12 protein-coding genes and 1 pseudogene are annotated in these 18,482 nt (G+C 50.1%); 10 read left to right on the top strand and 3 right to left on the bottom strand.

The genetic code is table 11. The annotated features are described in order from the left end of the window. Positions 1-316 precede the first annotated feature (316 nt). The gene (locus HRI97_RS03170) at positions 317-904 is read right to left on the bottom strand and encodes a hypothetical protein (RefSeq protein WP_253726489.1); all 588 of its coding nucleotides are present in this window, start codon (positions 902-904) and stop codon (positions 317-319) included. Between the two features lie 295 nt (positions 905-1,199). On the opposite strand from HRI97_RS03170, the gene HRI97_RS03165 reads away from it, so the two are divergent. The 5 genes from HRI97_RS03165 to HRI97_RS03145 all read left to right on the top strand — a co-directional run bounded on the left by HRI97_RS03165 (position 1,200) and on the right by HRI97_RS03145 (position 7,790). Continuing rightward, complete coding sequence (locus HRI97_RS03165) at positions 1,200-2,690, top strand: acyl-CoA carboxylase subunit beta (RefSeq protein WP_253726487.1); 1,491 nt, start codon at positions 1,200-1,202, stop codon at positions 2,688-2,690. A gap of 269 nt (positions 2,691-2,959) precedes the next feature. Beyond that, entirely contained in the window at positions 2,960-4,675 is a 1,716-nt protein-coding gene (gene ptsP / locus HRI97_RS03160) for a phosphoenolpyruvate--protein phosphotransferase (RefSeq protein WP_253726485.1), read from the top strand. A gap of 31 nt (positions 4,676-4,706) precedes the next feature. Continuing rightward, on the top strand, positions 4,707-6,167 hold the full coding sequence (gene der / locus HRI97_RS03155; RefSeq protein WP_253726483.1) for a ribosome biogenesis GTPase Der: 1,461 nt from the start codon (positions 4,707-4,709) through the stop codon (positions 6,165-6,167). Positions 6,168-6,178: 11 nt separating this feature from the next. Beyond that, on the top strand, positions 6,179-6,514 hold the full coding sequence (locus HRI97_RS03150) for a MerR family transcriptional regulator (RefSeq protein ID WP_253726481.1): 336 nt from the start codon (positions 6,179-6,181) through the stop codon (positions 6,512-6,514). After that, positions 6,501-7,790 carry a small ribosomal subunit Rsm22 family protein gene (locus HRI97_RS03145; protein ID WP_253726479.1) on the top strand — a complete coding sequence of 430 codons (1,290 nt, stop codon included), beginning with the start codon at positions 6,501-6,503 and terminating at the stop codon, positions 7,788-7,790. Before HRI97_RS03150 ends, HRI97_RS03145 begins: the two co-directional genes overlap by 14 nt. A 68-nt stretch (positions 7,791-7,858) precedes the next feature. On the opposite strand, the pseudogene HRI97_RS03140 reads toward HRI97_RS03145, so the two are convergent. Continuing rightward, a pseudogene (locus tag HRI97_RS03140) lies at positions 7,859-8,104 on the bottom strand (PD-(D/E)XK nuclease family transposase); the annotation flags it as partial. A gap of 392 nt (positions 8,105-8,496) precedes the next feature. Between HRI97_RS03140 and HRI97_RS03135 the strand changes: the two are divergent. From HRI97_RS03135 to HRI97_RS03115, 5 genes are all read left to right on the top strand, one after another. Further along, the gene (locus HRI97_RS03135) at positions 8,497-9,387 is read left to right on the top strand and encodes an Rpn family recombination-promoting nuclease/putative transposase (RefSeq protein WP_253726477.1); all 891 of its coding nucleotides are present in this window, start codon (positions 8,497-8,499) and stop codon (positions 9,385-9,387) included. A gap of 692 nt (positions 9,388-10,079) precedes the next feature. Beyond that, positions 10,080-12,545 (top strand): leucine-rich repeat domain-containing protein, encoded by a 2,466-nt coding sequence (locus HRI97_RS03130; protein ID WP_253726475.1) that lies wholly within the window; start codon positions 10,080-10,082, stop codon positions 12,543-12,545. An 85-nt stretch (positions 12,546-12,630) separates the two neighbouring features. After that, complete coding sequence (locus HRI97_RS03125) at positions 12,631-12,858, top strand: hypothetical protein (RefSeq protein ID WP_253726473.1); 228 nt, start codon at positions 12,631-12,633, stop codon at positions 12,856-12,858. A 291-nt stretch (positions 12,859-13,149) separates the two neighbouring features. Next, positions 13,150-15,888: a type I pullulanase gene (locus HRI97_RS03120; RefSeq protein ID WP_253726471.1), complete on the top strand. Its 2,739-nt coding sequence runs from the start codon at positions 13,150-13,152 to the stop codon at positions 15,886-15,888. A gap of 530 nt (positions 15,889-16,418) precedes the next feature. Continuing rightward, positions 16,419-17,444 (top strand): BMP family lipoprotein, encoded by a 1,026-nt coding sequence (locus HRI97_RS03115; RefSeq protein WP_252722179.1) that lies wholly within the window; start codon positions 16,419-16,421, stop codon positions 17,442-17,444. 221 nt (positions 17,445-17,665) lie between these two features. Here HRI97_RS03115 and HRI97_RS03110 read toward each other — a convergent pair whose 3' ends face one another. Beyond that, positions 17,666-18,466: a tRNA threonylcarbamoyladenosine dehydratase gene (locus HRI97_RS03110; protein ID WP_253726469.1), complete on the bottom strand. Its 801-nt coding sequence runs from the start codon at positions 18,464-18,466 to the stop codon at positions 17,666-17,668. Between the last annotated feature and the right edge of the window lie 16 nt (positions 18,467-18,482).

The raw sequence follows: 18,482 nt of genomic DNA, 5'->3' as shown, positions 1-18,482 counted from the left end.
TTCTGCACAAGCGAAGCGCGGAAGCCTTTTTTCGCAGCGGGTTCGTGCGGCCGCGATTGTTTAATTGTTTTACGGATTTTGTGTTTTGGGTATAGTTTACGCTACGCGAACGAACGAACGAACGAACGAACGATTATACGGCGCCCGCGCGCTTTGTCAAGTACCCGAACGGGACTTTGTGCAATTTGTTTTACATTGTGTTGCGCAAGGGGTGCAATGTTACGGAGCGGAATACTGTGTGCGCTGCGGTATTGTTCCATACTGAATATTATAACATAATTCGAGCAAAAAACAAGTTTTACACCGAATTAATTGATTATATATTTTCCACTTCCTGCTTGGAAAGACCGGTGGCTTGCGTGATAATATCGATGGAAACACCGAGCCGTTTTAAGTTGCCTGCATCCTCTAAGGCTTTTCGGTGTGAACCGTCGGAGAAGCCTTGTTTGATTCCTTGTGCAATGCCTTGTCTTCTGCCTTTGCTCATTCCGGCAACAACGCCTCTTTCAAAGCCGATTTTCTCGCCTATAAGGGAACCTTGTCTGAGTAAATCATCTCTATGAATATTCAATGACATATACACACTCCTGAACTTTTCGTTGTTTTTGGTGCTCTCAACAAGTCCATCAATGGTCTGTGTAAAATTACTTGTTGCCTGTTTTTTGCAAAGATAGCGCAACAGTGCATGTAATTCATCGTCTTTTTCTTTGCCGTATGCACTTGCATTATAAAACACTTTATAGGATTTGTCAGCAAGAAAAAGGCCGCTCTCTTCTCTGCACGTATTTTCAAAGGTGTATACGGGAAACCCTTTGTTGAAAGGGTCTTGTGTGCAGATAAAGAGTACGTAACTGTCCTTGAGTTCGGCATAACTCTGCCCGCGCAGTAAACAATCTACGTCCATGAGGCTTTGATAGTACCGAACATAAAATCATCGGTAAAGGTAAGTTCCTCTACGCTTTTGTGACGGGGAAGAGAATCCATGTGCGCCTCCTTTGAACATAATCGCGAGCAAATAATTGCTCATCTATGTTATAGGCGCTGACGGTGCAAAAAGCGGAACAAAAGGGAAAAGTTTTTGCAATTATTGTCCCGGTACGACTTCGACATAAAATTGATTTTTGTCATATTGACAGCGCGGAAACGATGGGTTATCATAGAGCGTACGTTTACATTATTTTGAAACGAGGAATTGTCTTATGGAATACAATGTCGAAAAACAACACGAAAAAGGAAAACTCCACGCAATAGAACGGATTCGCGCTCTGTGCGATGAAAATTCGTTTATGGAAATCTATTCGGGTGTGCGCCATAACTGCACGAGCTTCGGTATGGAAAAAAAAGACCTGCCCTACGACGGCGTCATCACCGGATTCGGAAAGATAAACGGAAGGACGGTCGCGGTATACGCTCAGGATTTTACGGTGCAGGGCGGCTCGCTCGGCCTTATGCACGGCAAAAAAATCGCCGAACTCATCGACAAGGCGGTCGAAGCGCGGTGCCCCGTTATCGGTATAAACGATTCCGGCGGAGCGCGCATTCAGGAAGGTGTCGACGCGCTGTGCGGCTACGGAGACCTCTTTTATCAAAACGTCCGCGCATCCGGTTCGGTGCCGCAGATTTCGATCGTCGCAGGCCCCTGCGCGGGAGGCGCCGTGTATTCGCCGGGCATCACCGATTTTATCTTTGCAATCGACAAGATAAGCGAACTCTTTATCACCGGCCCGAAAGTCGTCAAATCGGTTATGTTTATGGATATTTCGTCGGAAGATTTGGGAGGAGCGGCTATCCATTCGAAAAAATCGGGCGTAGCGCATTTCCGCTGTGAAAGCGAAAACGACTGCTATCGAAAAGTGCGCGCGTTGCTCGACTACATCCCCCATTATTTCGGCGACGATCTCACTCAAAACGAAAAATACAAATTCGACGCGAAGAAAAAAGCGAAGCGTATCGAAGAAGTCATCCCCGAAAACCCGCGCGCCGGTTACGATATCCGCGAAATCATCAACTGCTGTATCGACGACGATTCGTTTTTTGAAACGTCGGCCGAATTTGCGGTAAACTGCGTCACGGGCTTTGCGAAAATCGAAGGCAAATCCGTCGGCATCGTCGCAAACAATCCGATGGGTGTCGGCGGCGTGCTCGACTGCGATGCGAGCGACAAAATCGCGCGCTTCGTCCGCTATTGCGACGCGTTCGGCATACCGCTTTTAACCTTCGTCGACGTTCCCGGCTTTATCCCCGGCCCGCAGGAAGAACAAAAAGGCATCATCCGGCACGGCGCAAAAGTGATCTATGCGTACAGCGAAGCGAGCGTTCCGAAAGTGACCGTCATTGCGCGCAAAGCGTACGGCGGCGCATACATCGCAATGTGTTCGAAACACCTCGGCGCAGATTACGTGTACGCGTGGCCGAAAGCGGAAATCGCAGTCATGGGTGCGGAAGGCGCGATCGGCATTTTATACGCAAAAGAACTCAAAGATCCGTCGAAGGCGGCCGAAGTCGCGGCAAAATCCGAAGAATATAAAACGGAAATAATGACGCCGAAAATCGCGGCGAAGCGCGGCTATGTCAGCGAAGTGATCGAACCGCAGGAAACGCGAGAGCGCATCGCACGGAGCTTTGAAATACTCGCGCGAAAGCACAGCATGGACACGCCTTTGAAAAAGCACGGCAATATCCCGCTGTAAGAGCTGGCGGTACGGCGCGCGATACTATCCCGCTTTGAAAGCTGGCGGTACGGCGCGCGATACCGTTTCGCTGTAATTGCTCGCGGCACGATGCACCTTGCCTGCGGTCATGCCGAAGACAGATTGAAAGGCAAACCGATGCACTATACAGGAGATGCGGCCGCGCACGACGCGCGGTCGTTTTGTATATACGCGTATTCAACTGCGTGATAAAAAACCGATGCCTTCTGTTTGACACTCCTCCGAGCCGCCGTTATAATAAAATACAAATGAAAATATTTCTCGGCATTCCGGCAGCTGACGGAATAGGACTCGGAGAAGCGTTCGTCATTCCCGAAAAGACAATAAAAACCGTTCCTCAAAAAACCGTCCGAGAAGAAGAAAAGGATGCAGGCTGGAAGCGTTTTTTATCGTCGGTGCGCGCCGTCACCGAAAGGCTCAGCGCCGAGCTTGGCCGTCTGCCGAAAAACACGGCGAATAAAACGCAGCGCGATTTGCTCGAAGCCTATACGCTCATGCTCGGCGATCCGATTTTCGCCGCCGAACTCAAAGATTCTTATGAAAAATCGAACGTAAATATCGAACACGTCGTCGACGTAAAATCGGCCGAATATGCCGAAAAACTGCGCAACGCGGGCGACGACTATTTGGCCGAACGGGCAAGAGACATCACCGACGTATTCGCCCTCGTGCTCGACGATATGCTGTGCGTCCGCGAATTCGACGCAAACGAAGTGCCTGAAGGAGCGGTCATCGTCGCGTCATCCCTTTCGCCGACGGATACGATCGCCCTTGCAAAACGAAAGATCGCGGCGCTCGCGCTCACCGAAGGCGGCCTTTCGAGCCACGTCGTCATATTGGCACGGAACTACGGCATTCCCGCCGTCGTCGGCATCAACAATATCACGCATCAAATTCAAACGGGGGAAACCGTCGCCGTAAACGGCAAAACGGCGGAAGTCATCGCCGGCCCCGACGACGCGACGCTCTCCGAATATCGAAAAAAAATCGAAGAGGAAAAAGCGCACGAAGAAAAGCTTAAAATATTTTTAACAAAATCCGCCGAAACGAAGGACGGCACGAAATTCCAATTGTACGCGAACATCGGCACGCCGGAAGAAGCGGACTTCGCGGTAAAAGAAGGCGCGGACGGCATCGGCCTTTTCCGAACGGAATTTTTATACATGAGCACCGTGCATGAAGCGGGAAACTACGCATACCGCCCCTTCGACGAAGATGTGCAGTTCAACGCGTACAAGCACGCGCTCGGTGCTATGAACGGAAAGCCCGTGACGATCCGCACGCTCGACGCGGGCGGCGACAAGCTCATTCATTCGGCGGATATCCCGATCGCCGAAGAAAAGAATCCGCTCATGGGACTGCGCGCCGTACGCCTTTCCCTCGCCTATCCGCAGCTTTTAAAAACACAGCTGCGCGCTTTATACCGCGCAAGCATTTACGGAAACCTGCGCATCATGCTGCCGCTCATCACGACCGTCGATCAGGTGAAGCAGTGCAAATCGATCGCGAAAACGGTGCGGAGCGAACTGCGTGCCGAAAACATTCCGTTCAACGATAAGGTTCCGATCGGCATCATGGTGGAAACGGCCGCCGCCGCCCTGCTTTCCGATTCGCTTGCAAAGCACAGCGATTTTTTTTCGATCGGCACGAACGATTTAACGCAGTACACGCTCGGCATCGACAGGGAAAATCCCGCCGTATCAGGACTCTACGACGAATTCAATTTGGCCGTTCTGCGCCTTATCGCGATGACGGTCGATGCCGCCGGAAAAGCGGGCATACCCGTTTCCGTGTGCGGAGAGATGGCGGGAAAAAACGACAGCGTTCTCGTGCTTTCGGGTATGGGACTTCGCAGTTTGAGTATGAGCGCAAAATTGATTTCCGGCATCAAAGAGCTTTTGTCGCGCTTTACGATCGACGAATTGAATGCGATTTCGGCAAAGCATCTCAATAATTTATATTAATTAATAATTACGGCGAACGGGATTATCGATTATGCAGAAAAAACGCAAACCTGATTTTTCAAAACCGCTCGAAAAAAAGCGCTCGGAATCGCTCGCGCAAAAAGCAACGGATGAAAAGCGCGACAAGCTGTTTGCAAACTGCCCCGTCGTCGTCATTGCAGGACGTCCGAACGTCGGCAAGTCTACGCTCTTCAACCGCTTTATGAAAAAAAATATCGCGATCACCGATCCGACTCCGGGCGTTACTCGCGATCCCGTCGAAGGTACGGCGCTCATAGCGGGAAAACCCGTTCGCCTCATCGACACGGGCGGTTATAAGCTCGAACGAAAAACGGGTACGCAGGAAGCCGCCCTCGACGAACTCGTCGTAAACCGTTCGCTCGATGCGATACGGAAAGCCGATTTGATTTTACTCGTCTTCGATGCCGGAGAACTCACCGCCGAAGACGAAGAACTCATCGGAGAAATGCGTCCGTATCGGGACAAAGTCGTCGCAGTCGTCAACAAAACGGAAGGCGGACGCAACAGAGAACAGGCTTACGAGTACGCAAGATTCGGCTTCGGCGATTTGATTTTCATTTCGGCCGAACACGGCGATCACATTCCCGAGCTTTCGGATGCGATCGTTTCGCGCCTCGATTTTTCGTCCGTCGTCGAAACCGACAAAACACCGGTCATACGCATCGCGATCATGGGAAAACCGAACACCGGAAAATCGACGCTCGCAAACCGCTTGACGCATTCCGACGCGTCGATCGTCAGCGATTACGCCGGCACGACGCGGGACGTCGTCGAAGGAGCCTTTTCGTACGGAGGAGCCGACTTTCAAGTGCTCGATACCGCCGGCATCCGAAGAAAGACGAAGGTAAAAGAAAACGTCGAATACTATTCCGTAAACCGCGCGATCAAAACGCTCGACGAATGCGACGTCGTCATATTGATGATCGACGCGCAGGACGGATTGGACGAGCAGGTAAAAAAATTGTGCGCGCTTGCGCACGAACGCGGACGCGGCATCGTCTTCGCGCTCAATAAATGGGACACACAGGAAAAGGGACGCACGGCTTTTCGCAAAGCGGCGGAAAACATCCGCATTATGTTCGGTCACATGGAATACGCGCCGATCGTTGCGATTTCCGCCCTCGAAGGCAAAGGCATCAAGGATTTGCTGAATACGGTGCTTGAACTCTACGCTCAGCTTACGCGAAAAGTCGAAACGTCGGTGCTGAACGCGGCGCTCAAAGATTGGCTTTTTCAATATCCGCCGCCTGCAGCGAAAACCGCGCATTTTAAAGTACGTTATATGACGCAGACCGGCGTCAATCCCGTGTCGTTTTTGATCTTTGCGACAAAGCCCGAATCGGTACCGCAGACGTATATCGCCTATCTCAAAAACAAAATCCGCGAAGATTTGGGATTTAATAAAATTCCCGTGCAGCTCGAACTGAAAGCGAGCCGGCAAAAATGGGAAGACCGCGTCAATAAAAACTGACGGAGAGACAAGTGGCATCGTATTCGATCGGCGACGTAGAAGAGATCACGGGCGTAAAAGCCCACGTGCTTCGCTATTGGGAAAGCGTGATACCCGGATTCGCCCCGCAAAAAAATATGGCGGGACACCGAGTGTATTCGCAGCGCGAAATCGATATCATCCTCCGGTTAAAATACCTTATCAATATTAAAAAATATACGATCGAAGGCGCGCGAAGTCAAATCATCGAAGACGCGAATCGCCTCGAAGACGACGCGGATACATTGCATGCGATCCACGATTTGCGCACCGATTTGACCGATATCTACCTTACGATGAGGAAATACCGAAAGCATGAACCGAACTGACGGCGCAAAGCGGTACGAAAAATTTATTAAAAAAAATACCGCGACAATTTTGAAACGGCGCAGCATGTTTTCAGCCGATGCGATTCCGCCCGACGCACGAAATGTCATCGACGAATTCGACAAGATATTGCAAAGCGTATTTCCCGCAAACGGCAGGCAGCTCGCCTCTCTTCCGAAACATATAAACGCGCTTTCGCACGCGCTCACCGACGAACGGGGCGAACGGAGAAGAGGCTATATGAACGCGCCCGAAACGCTTTCCGCATACGTTCGCTATTTTTCGTGGTGGAACATAGTCCGCTTTACGCGCCTCTTTGCAAACTTTGAAAAAGACGCGTTTGCGCTTTCGGACGGGGACGCCTGCCTCGATGTCGGAAGCGGCCCGCTCACCGCCGTCATCTCGCTGTGGCTTTCCCGCCCCGAACTGCGGAACAAAAAACTTACGTGGTACTGCATGGACATATCGCAGACATCCCTCGCGCTCGGAGAAAACCTCTACCTTTCGATCGCAGCCCGCGTCCCTCCTTCCGATAAAAATGCCGCCTCTCATTGGAATATCGTGCGCGTAAAAGGTGCGCTCGGAGAGCCGCTACGGCAAAAAGCCTCTCTCATCGTGTGCGCCGACATGCTGAACGAACTGCGCGAAACCGATACGCGGAGCGACGAAATGCGCGCAAAACAGTACGCATCATCGCTCCTCTCCTATGCGGCAAAAAAATGCGGTCTGCTCGTCATCGAACCGGGTGTGCCGTCCGCCGCACGCATTATCAGCTTGATGCGCGATACGCTGCTTAAAAAGAATATGACGATCGTTTCGCCCTGTCCGCACGCGGGAGCATGCCCGATGAACGGATACCGCGCGCACACGGGAAGCGCGTCGAAGTGGTGCAACTTCGCCTTTTCGACGGAGGACGCACCCCCTTCGCTTTTGAAGCTTTCGAAAGACGCAAAGCTTCCGAAAACGAGAGCCGTCGTAAGTTTTCTCTTTGCCCGAAATGCTTTCGAAAGCGGGAGCGGAAAAACGTCAAACGCCGCCGTCAGCGAAGCTTCAAAGTCGGTGAGAGCCGAATTTCCGATCCGCATCGTAAGCGACGCCATCACTCTTCCCGGCCGCGCTTCGGGACACTACGCGTGCAGTCCGCTCGGATTAACGCTTGCAGTTCCAGCATCGGGCACCCTCCTTTTTTCGGGCGACTTTGTCGCAGTCCGCTCGCTCGGCGATTCGGCACGGCTTCCGAAAGACGAAAAAACCGGCGCCGCCGTCATCACCGTGTGAAATCCCCACACGCTGCGAAATGTATAAACGGGTAAGCCCTCCCCGAACAGATCCTGCGTACAGATAAAGATGACGCAGCTCTCTTTTAATTCCGCGTAGCTTTGCCCTCTCAAGAGGTTATCGACATCCATAAGGCTTTGGTAATAGCGCGTACGTTTGGGAAGAAAAGGCGGGATCGATGTTTGTATTTCGATATCGAAAACGCGATCGGGATCGGGAACGTAGACATCGAGACGGATGCCCTTGCTTTCGTAAAACGGCGCGATCGTTTTTTGCAGGGAGGGATATTCGATTTTACCGACTTTGATATGCAAAAGCCGTTCGATAACGCCTTTGCAGATCGTTCTTTAAAATTGTACAGCGAGTAAATCTTCCGATTTAGGAGCTGTACAATTAGTGCGCGAGAGCACACAGGTATATCCGCGAGTTTTCAAAAGAAAACTCGAAGTTAAACGAGACGCGCTATTTCAGCGTCTCGTTTAAACGCTTTGTTCTTCATGACGATTCTTTTGAAAAAACTCCGAAATCGCAACATCTCCGCGATATATAGTAGGGAGGTCGATAAAAAGCATCGGCTGAAATAGCGCCTCCGCTTTTTATCTCGAGTTTGCGTTGCAAACTCGACTATTGAACGTGTGCGCTCGCGCGCACAGAAAAAACTTTTTCGGAAGTTGCAACTTCCTGCAAAAGTTTTTTGAGAGGTTTTATGGCAAAGCATAATCGTCGGTATAAAGATTCGGTCTTTGTCGACTTTTTCGGTGAAGATAAAAACGCTAAGAGCAATTTTCTTTCGCTCTACAACGCATTGCATGGGACAGAACTTGACGCATCGGCGGAACTCGAACCGCTCCGTCTCGAACAGGTGATGTATATGGCTTTCCGGAACGACGTCGCCTGCCTCGTCGACGGAAAAATCATCGCTCTCGTAGAACATCAAGCTACAATCAACGCCAATATGCCGTTGCGATTTTTGCAATACGCAGCCCGTCTCTACGAACGTATCCAAAATCCGCGCGACCGCTATCTCAGGCGTTTGAAAAAGATTCCTACGCCGGAGTTCTATGTGTTCTATAACGGAGAAGAAGAGTACCCCGAATCCGCGACATTACGCCTCTCCGACGCCTTTATAACGATACCCGAAAAACCTGCTCTCGAAGTCGTTGTCAGCGTGACGAATATCAATTATAATAAGGGGAGTGAAATCTTGCATACGTGCAAACCGCTGAAAGAATACACGCTGTTCGTAGATGCCGTGAGAAGACACACGAAGCTCGACAGTGAAAACGGCTTTCGGAACGCGATCAAAGAGTGCATACAAAACGACATCTTACGGGAATACTTACAACGGAAAAGTAAGGAGGTGATGAACATGCTCATAGCCGAATACGATTACGATGTGGACATAGCTGTGCAAAGAGAAGAAGAAAGAGAAATTGCACTGAAAGAAGGCATCGCACAGGGAAAACAGGAGGGCATTTTCGAAGGCTCACATCAAAAAGCGCTTGAAACGGCGAAGCTCATGCGAACGCACAACTATCCGATTGCCGAAATCTGCACGATGACCGGTCTCACCGAGGCTGAAGTCGAAAAGCTGTAATCTTATCTCCCTTCCGGCCGCACATTCCGCCGCAACAGCACCGTCCGTTCCCCCGTATCGCTTTTTATACGAAAGATTGAAATCCTCATAAAAACGGGTTATAATAATTGCAGCGGACATCTTATGTCAGTCCGATTGCGTATGACGAGGGACCTATGTACGGTAACGCCGGCACAACGTATATACCCGTAACACAAAGCGCGCAAAAGTACGCACTGCTGCTATCAGAAAACTTCAGTTTTCTGATAGTTTCCTTGATTTACTTTGCGATGTTTAAAATTAAGTCGTCACGATACCAAGACTTAATTTTAAACTCGACCGGCTGTCGAGGAAGTAACCGACTTTCGAGACAGCCGCAGGTACTTGACACGCTCATACGCGCTTTCCACAATATTCGCAGTTCGCAGTTCGCAGTTCGCAGTTCGCAGTTCGCAGTTCGCAGTTCGCAGTTCGCAGTTCGCAGTTCGCAGTTCGCAGTTCGCAGTTCGCAGTTCGCAGTTCGCAGTTCGCAGTTCGCAGTTCGCAGTTCGCAGTTCGCAGTTCGCAGTTCGCAGTATAATCTTTTCCGACACGACAATCTTTCAATCGCAAACAGCGCTCCGTACGGTCGTTCCGTACCGGAGCGTTTTGTATATGCGCACGCTTTGCCCCGAGGCGGCGTGTGCAAAAATCATAATTAAAAGGAGACGCTTATGGCACTCAAACAACGTTTTATAAAGATGCTGCTCGCTCTCATCGCAGTATGCGCTTTTACCGCGTGCACGAATCCGTCGGACGGTACCGCAGGAGGAAATACGGGAGGCGGCGGCACGCCTTCGGTTCCGGAATATACGGTACGCTTCAGCGCGGGCGAAGGCGGCACGATTACGGCAAAGGCAGGCGGGCAAAACATCGTATCCGGAAGCAAAGTAAAAAAGGATACGCTCGTCACCTTTACGGCGGCGCCATCCGGAAGCACTTATACAGTCGGTGAATGGACGATTGCCTCTCCCGCCGTATTCAAAGACGGCGGCGAAAAAGGTTCGCTCACCGCGGAAGTGTATGTTACCGAAGACATAACGATCGGTGTACAATTTGAACAAGTAACACCTCCCCCTGCCGGACAAGTACGCCTCGCTATAACCGGTGATGAGCGCCTGGTTCCGCATACGTGCTATATCGATACGGCAAAAGATACGGTATGGAGCGCGGCGCTGAAAACACAGATCGAAGCGAAGTTCGCATTAAAAACAGAATGGCAGGGCGGAGACTACGGTGTATACGTGTGGAAGCTCGGAAACGGAAAAACTCTTACGAACGGACATACGTTTGCACAAGATACGGTCGTCTACGTCGTTACGAACTATACAAAGTTCCGCATAAACGGGACCGTACTTGAAGGCTACACCTCCGGTCATGAGCCGCGCGGCAAGATCATTATCCCCGACGGGGTTACGGAAATCAAAGAAGACGCGTTTCAAAACTGTAGGGACTTAAAAGGGACGCTTGTTTTTCCTCAAAGCTTACAAAAGATTAAAGACAATCCTCTCAATAACAACGGAGCATTCAAAGGCTGCACGGGGCTTACGGGTTTGGACTTTTCCGCCTGTACCGAACTCACCGAAATCGGTCGATACGCTTTTGAGGGCTGTACGGGATTTACGGGAAGCTTGGACTTGTCGGCTTGCACACAGCTTACAAAAATCGGAAGCTACGCGTTTCAGAACTGCAGCGGCTTTAGCGGAGAGCTCAAACTCCCTGCAAACATCACCGAAATCGGTCTATACGCTTTTGAGGACTGTACGGGATTTACCGGAAGCTTGGACTTGCAGGTTTGCACAAAGCTTACGACAATCGGATACAGTGCGTTCGCCGGCTGCAGCGGCTTTAGCGGAGAGCTCAAACTCCCTGCAAACATCACCGAAATCGGTCTATACGCTTTTGAGGACTGTACGGGATTTACGGGAAGCTTGGACCTGTCGGCTTGCACACAGCTTACAAAAATCGGAGAGAATGCGTTCACGAGCTGCAGCGGCTTTAACGGAGAGCTCAAACTCCCTGCAGCCCTCATCGAAATCGAAACCTGGGCTTTTTACGGCTGTACGGGCTTTACGGGAAGCTTGGACTTACAGGCTTGCACAAAGCTTACAAAAATCGGATCCCGTGCATTCTGGAATTGCAGCGGCTTTAGCGGAGCGCTCAAACTCCCTGCAAACATCACCGAAATCGGTCTATACGCTTTTGAGGGCTGTACGGGATTTACCGGAAGCTTGGACTTGCAGGTTTGCACAAAGCTTACGACAATCGGATACAGTGCGTTCGCCGGCTGCAGCGGCTTTAGCGGAGAGCTCAAACTCCCTGCAAACATCATCAAAATCGATTACGGTGTTTTTGAGGGCTGTACGGGATTGACCGGAAGCTTGGACTTGTCGGTTTACACACAGCTTACGAAAATCGGAGGAGCCGCGTTCCGGAATTGCAGCGGCTTTAGCGGAGAGCTCAAACTCCCTGCAAACATCATCAAAATCGATTACAGTGTTTTTGAGGGCTGTACGGGATTTACCGGAAGCTTGGACTTGTCGGTTTACACAAAGCTTACGAAAATCGGAGGAGCCGCGTTCCGGAATTGCAGCGGCTTTAGCGGAGCGCTCAAACTCCCTGCAAACATCACCGAAATCGGTCACTACGCTTTTGAGGGCTGTACGGGATTTACGGGAAGCTTGGACTTGTCGGTTTACACAAAGCTTACAAAAATCGGAAGCTACGCGTTCAGAGGGTGCAGCGGCTTTAGCGGAGCGCTCAAACTCCCTGCAAACATCACCGAAATCGGTCACTACGCTTTTGAGGGCTGTACGGGATTTACGGGAAGCTTGGACTTACAGGCTTGCACACAGCTTACGAAAATCGGATACGGTGCGTTCGAGAGCTGCAGCGGCTTTAGCGGAGAGCTCAAACTGCCTGCAAATATTACCGAAATCGACTTCTACGCTTTTTCCGGCTGTACACAAGCGGAAATAAAGCTTCCTCAAAGCATTACAAAGGTAGGAAGCAGTGCGTTCGGGAACGGTTCAGCATCCTACTGCAAAAAAGTAAAGATACCGAACGGCACAGAGCACGATCGCATAAAAACGCTCGTAACTCAAAGCTTTTACCCCGAAGAACGTATAGAATCGTATTAAAAAACGGTATTTTCGTCGCCGCCGGTACGGGCGGCGACGCACGGGGCGCGCGTTGGCGTACCTCGAAAACCGATACATAAGGAACATGCTCATAGCCGAATACGATTACGATGTGGACATAGCTGTGCAAAGAGAAGAAGAAAGAGAAATTGCACTGAAAGAAGGCATCGCACAGGGAAAACAGGAGGGCATTTTCGAAGGCTCACATCAAAAAGCGCTTGAAACGGCGAAGCTCATGCGAACGCACAACTATCCGATTGCCGAAATCTGTACGATGACCGGTCTCACCGAGGCTGAAGTCGAAAAGCTGTAATCTTATCTCCCTTCCGGCCGCATATTCCGCCGCAACAGCACCGTCCGTTCCCCCGTATCGCTTTTTATACGAAATTAAGTAGCGAATTTTAGAAAGATATGATAAAATTGTGATATGGAAAATCAGTCGACATTCGGCGAACCGGAGCATGAGAACGCAAAACACGACGTGATACATTCCTTGAAGCGATGGATAAAAGTATGCCGTGAGAAGTAGTATGCAACGAAAAACAGGTTTGAGAAAAATATCAAAAAGATGAGCTGTTAATCAGCGTTTCCTCAGGAGGTTTCTATGAAGAACATGCTTTTAAAATTCGGAGCTGCCGTACTTTTTGTATCGGCTGTCTTCTTTGCGGGCTGTGCAGGAAGTCCCGATGACGGCAATAAAATAACGCAAGCCGTTAAGCCGGGTACCGTAGGACAGCCGCCCGAATCTCTTTTCGCCGCATCGAAATTGGCGCAGGAAATCGATCCTGCCGGCAGTAAGGTAATTCTTTTCTACTATCGCCCTGACGGTACATATGCAGACTGGGGATTGTGGCTTTGGAAAGACGGCGGCGACGGAGGGCCGGGATATGAGGCAACTATGGGCAAAGCCGTTTCACGCACTATTGACGGAAAAACTGTTGCCTATTGGGACATCAGTACACTGACTTCAAGTTTGCCCGACATACAAAGTGTTATTGCAGCTAACGATAAGTTGAATTTTATTGTTCGTAAGGCAGATTGTACTAAGGACGTTGATGGCGACCGTTTTATGTCTTTGACCGACGGTAAACATTTTATGGTTATAAATAAGGATCCTTCCGTGTATTCCGTTAAACCGACTTTTGACCCCTGTTTGGTTTCCGCTGCGACAGAAGATGTAAATATCATAAAACTGAAACTTTCCGTTAAGTTCGGACTTGAAACAAGTGCGGCTTCCAACGGTTTTGTTTTGAAATCCGATAATGGGGAAGAAATCTCCGTTGTTGACGTAAAAAACTATGATTACAAGTCAAGTTCCGATCGCAGCAACAATTTTGCCGATACGTTGTACATAAAAGCCGGCGGAAATCTTGATCCTTCCAAAAAGTGGTTCATAAGCCATCCCAAGTTTAAACCGTCGACAGGGCTGGAAGTCGGAATGACGGCTGCAACGAAAGCCCAGTACGGCGATTATGAATATCCCGGAACCGATTTGGGACTTACGCTGAACGGAACTACGGCTTCATTCAAAACTTGGGCTCCTTTAGCAAGCGATGTTACACTTTTACTTTTTAATAATTCAAATTCACTTGAAATACCCGCTGCTACTCAAAATATGACAAAAGACGGCAATGGAATATGGTCCGTTTCAAATGTAAACGTTGTGCCTTACAAGTATTATAAGTTTAGAATTACAAACGGCGGCGTATCAAACGATGTATGTGATATTTATGCCAAAGTTGCCGGTGCGGACTCCGTTGCGGCGCAGATTGCAGATATAAATTCGGATACATCTGCGATTCCTCCCGGTGCGCACTACGGCACAAGGGCAAACTACAAAAATCCGTTCGGCAAAGACGGTACGGAGATAAAATCTTATACGGATGCGGTGATTTACGAAATGCATATCCGCGACTGGGCGAAAGCTGAAAATGCCGCCAATAAAGGTAAATATCTTGAAATTGCAAACGGAACTGAAGTTATTGCGCATCTTAAAGATTTAGGAGTTACCCACGTTCAGCTTCTTCCCGTTTTTGACTATGCGGAAAAGAATTCAAATACCGACTACAACTGGGGATACAATCCGTATCACTATAATGTTCCTGAAGGACGCTATGTTACTGCCGGTTACACGGACGGAACGCAAGCAGTCCTTGAACTGCGTACTTTGATAAACAAACTTCATGAAGCCGGTATTGCCGTGATTATGGATGTCGTATACAACCATACAAGCGGAACGGGAACGGATTCTCTTTATGATATGACCGCTCCCTACTATTACTACAATATGGCGGCGGACGGAACCTATGTGAACGGCAGCGGCTGCGGAAATGAAATCGATACGGCTGCTCCTATGTCCAAAAAGTATATAATCGAATCGTTAAAACATTGGATGCTTGATTATCACATGAACGGATTCCGTTTCGATTTAATGGGCTGCATAGAAAAATCGACTATGAAAGAAATTTATAGAGAACTTTCAGCCATCGATAAAAACGTTATGGTGTACGGAGAACCTTGGACGGGCGGCACCAGCGGCGTGAAAAACGGAATCACGGCAGGAACAAAGGGCAGTATAGACGAGTGTGCTGATAAGACTTATTCGAACAACGGAGTTGCCTGCTTCGATGACGATTTCCGCAACGCCATTAAAGGTGCCGAATTCGGCGGATTTAAGCATGGTCATGTTCAAGGGACATTTGCCGACTCTGCTGTAATAAAAGGTTTGCTGGGCTCAAAGTATGATGTAGATGTCATCGGTCGTTTTATCAATTATGTCGAATGTCACGATAACTATACTTTGTTTGATAAGCTCGCAATTTCTCATTCTTATACAACGCCGCCTAAAGCTCCCGTCGATTTGTTCGGCAAAATCGGTGCGGCGGGTCTGGCGGACGTTAAAAAGCAAGACATGCTTGCTGCGGCATACGTATTCTTGGCTCAAGGTACGCCGTTTATAAACGGAGGACAAGAATTCCTGCGTACAAAGAAAGGAGATGAAAACAGTTACAATAAACCCGATGCGATAAATGCTATCGATCTCGGTTTTAAAACTACCTACTCCGATGTATATAATACGTACAAAGGTTTAATCGCTTTAAGAAAGGGAAATCATGACGCATTCGGCGCTAATTCTTCTGCAACTGCGGAAAAGGTTAAGGCGGGCTTGACGAAGTATGCAACGAAAGATTTCCTGGTGTATTTTAATGCTACCGGAGATAAACAACCTATTAGCCATGAAGGCTATACAAAACTTATTGATGTGAGTTCCGGTTCCGTAAAGGAGTTTTCGGCAATTCCTTCGGAAGTTGCCGCCAAGAGCTTTATTATTCTGAAAAAATAGCGTAAAAGCCGTCGAATATGAAGGTATTGTAAAAAGTATCGGAATGCGGATGCGTTATGACAGAGTAAAATCAACGCCCGGCACCGTTTTCAAAGCCGGGCGATACAATGCAATGCGCTCCCTTGACTAATGCCGCCGCTCGGTATACTATTTTTACGATTAGGTCAAATGTCGAGTTTTGAAAGTATGCGTGAATAAAGCTATGCTTTCGGCGAGAACTTCGTTCGCTGCGCTCACTACCGAGTTTGCTTTGCAAACTCGCCGTGTATGCCGCGGTCGAGCTTTTAGAGCAGGCTTCCGCAAGCCTAACGCTCGAAACGGCACGCAGCCGGAACCTCGCCTTCGCACACTTTTATTCGTTTTCAAAACTCGCCATTTCTGCATTACACGAAACTGATGGAAAATTTCGAGTTTTAGAAAACTCGAAATTGAACCAATTAGTATTTGCCCGCAAGAAAATATAGGAGAACACTATGAAAAAAACAATCGCAATTTTGTGCGCACTGCTCGCAGCCGGTGCAGTCTTTGCAATGGGAGACGCCGATTCTTCGGCAGCCGGAAAAAAATCGCTCCGCGTCGGCATGGTAACCGATGCCGGAACCATCGACGACAAATCATTCAACCAAGGCACGTGGGAAGGCATTCTCCGCGCTCAAAAAGATATGGGCATCGAATGCAAATATCTCAAGCCTGCGGGAACGACGGAAGCCGACTATCTCAAAGAGATCGGAAACCTCGCGGATGCGGGCTATCAGCTGATCGTCTGCCCGGGCTTCAAATTCGAAACCGCCGTTTTCGCAGCGCAGGACAAATACCCGAAAGTCAAATTTGTCATCCTCGACGGAAAACCGCACAACGCCGATTATTCGGTATACAAAACGGCGCCGAACGTCGCAGCCATTTCGTGGCTCGAACAGCAGTCGGCCTTTATCGCGGGCGTCGCGGCGGCGGTGCAGGTCAAAGAAGGCAGCTTCGGTTTTATCGGCGGCATGGAAATCCCCGCCGTTCAAAAATTCAACTGGGGATGGCAGCAGGGCATCAAATACGCGAATGCGAACTTCGGTACGAAGATAACGATCAAAGCCGAAAACGTCATCTATCAGGGAACTTTCAGCGACGTTGCGGCAGGCCAACAGCTCGCAGCTTCCATGTTCGATAAAGGCGTCAAAGTCATCCATGCGGCGGCAGGCGGTGTCGGCGTCGGCGTCATCAGCGAAGCGAAAACGAGGCGCTCTACCGGCAAAGACGTATGGGTCGTCGGCGTCGACGTCGATCAATACAACGACGGTCTCATGCCGAACGGAAAGAGCGTCGTACTCACATCCGCTATGAAATTCCTCGACCGCGCTTCGTACGACATGATCAAAGCCGAACTCTCAGGTCAATTCCCCGGCGGCAAAGAACTCGAGTTTACGGCGAACAACGACGGCGTCGGCATCCCCTTGAAAAACCCGAACCTCTCGGCGGAAGCGCAAAAGCGCGCGACCGAAGCCTTCGAAGCGATCAAATCGGGAAAAGTCACCGTTGCGGCATCCTCAGCCGGATTAATAAAATAAAAATCGGGACGACGCGGTCGGAAGAACCCGCCCTCCGCGGCTCGCTCACGCTCGGCCGCGTCCCTCGCTTACGCTCGCTCCGGCGTCTGCCTTCGGCACCGCTCCGCGCGGGCGTAGGCTGACGGTGTAAAAGCACCGTCGAAAGCAGACCCTTTACGACACGGCGGCCGCCGTCATTGTCGAAAGCGCACTCCTTTTCAATTTATTAATTATTAATAATATCAACAACCCTGAACTTTGCCGAGCAAATCGCACACGACCTTTTGCGCGATCAAAAGCCCCGCAGCCGCAGGTACGAATGAAATGCTTGCGGGTACCTTTCCGCTGACGGACGGCAGCTCCGTCGAATACAGCACCGGAACTTTTTCTATACCTTTCTTTTTCAATTCCCGCCGCACGACGCGCGCAAGCGGACACACGCTCGTCTCGGCTATATCGGCAATGCGGAAGCGCGATGCGTCGAGTTTGTTTCCCGTACCCATAGCGCTTATGATACGCGTACCCGCATCTTTCGCTCTTTTTATGATTTCTATTTTTGCCGCAACAGTATCGACGGCATCGACGACGTAATCCCAGCGGGAAAAATCGAATCGATCTTTCGTGTCGGGAAGAAAAAAACAACGGTGAGCCGTTACGGCGCATTCGGGATTGATGTCGCGGATGCGCGCGGCGGCGACATCGACTTTATACGCGCCGACCGTACTGTCGAGCGCGTATATCTGCCGGTTTATGTTCGAAGCTGAAACGGTATCGTTATCGACGATATCGAGCGAACCGATACCCGCGCGCGAAAGCGCTTCGACGACAAAGCCGCCCACGCCTCCGATACCGAACACGATGACGCGGCTTTTTTGCAGCGTTTCGATGCCGTCTTCCCCGATGAGCATCTTCGTCCGCGAAAAGCGGTCTTTATCGGATCGAGCGCATTCGGCTTTTCCATCGCCGGTGTTTGCATTGTTACGCGCGACATCCGCCGCGGACACTGCCGCCCCCGTCGCGCTTTCCGTATCGAACGCCGTCAATCAAGGCCCCGCCGCG

Origin of the sequence: Treponema socranskii subsp. buccale, from assembly GCF_024181585.1 — a bacterium.
Classification (GTDB): domain Bacteria; phylum Spirochaetota; class Spirochaetia; order Treponematales; family Treponemataceae; genus Treponema_D; species Treponema_D buccale.
The sequence above is the reverse complement of the archived record's forward strand: the minus strand, read 5'-3'. Positions and strand labels throughout refer to the sequence as shown.

Excerpts from the sequence above, each read along its gene's own strand:
- HRI97_RS03170 (WP_253726489.1), bottom strand. The coding sequence starts at position 904 with ATGGACGTAGATTGTTTACTGCGCGGGCAGAGTTATGCCGAACTCAAG.
- HRI97_RS03135 (WP_253726477.1), top strand. The coding sequence starts at position 8,497 with ATGGCAAAGCATAATCGTCGGTATAAAGATTCGGTCTTTGTCGACTTT.
- HRI97_RS03165 (WP_253726487.1), top strand. The coding sequence starts at position 1,200 with ATGGAATACAATGTCGAAAAACAACACGAAAAAGGAAAACTCCACGCA.
- HRI97_RS03115 (WP_252722179.1), top strand. The coding sequence starts at position 16,419 with ATGGGAGACGCCGATTCTTCGGCAGCCGGAAAAAAATCGCTCCGCGTC.
- HRI97_RS03120 (WP_253726471.1), top strand. The coding sequence starts at position 13,150 with ATGAAGAACATGCTTTTAAAATTCGGAGCTGCCGTACTTTTTGTATCG.
- ptsP (WP_253726485.1), top strand. The coding sequence starts at position 2,960 with ATGAAAATATTTCTCGGCATTCCGGCAGCTGACGGAATAGGACTCGGA.
- HRI97_RS03125 (WP_253726473.1), top strand. The coding sequence starts at position 12,631 with ATGCTCATAGCCGAATACGATTACGATGTGGACATAGCTGTGCAAAGA.
- HRI97_RS03130 (WP_253726475.1), top strand. The coding sequence starts at position 10,080 with ATGGCACTCAAACAACGTTTTATAAAGATGCTGCTCGCTCTCATCGCA.
- HRI97_RS03145 (WP_253726479.1), top strand. The coding sequence starts at position 6,501 with ATGAACCGAACTGACGGCGCAAAGCGGTACGAAAAATTTATTAAAAAA.
- der (WP_253726483.1), top strand. The coding sequence starts at position 4,707 with ATGCAGAAAAAACGCAAACCTGATTTTTCAAAACCGCTCGAAAAAAAG.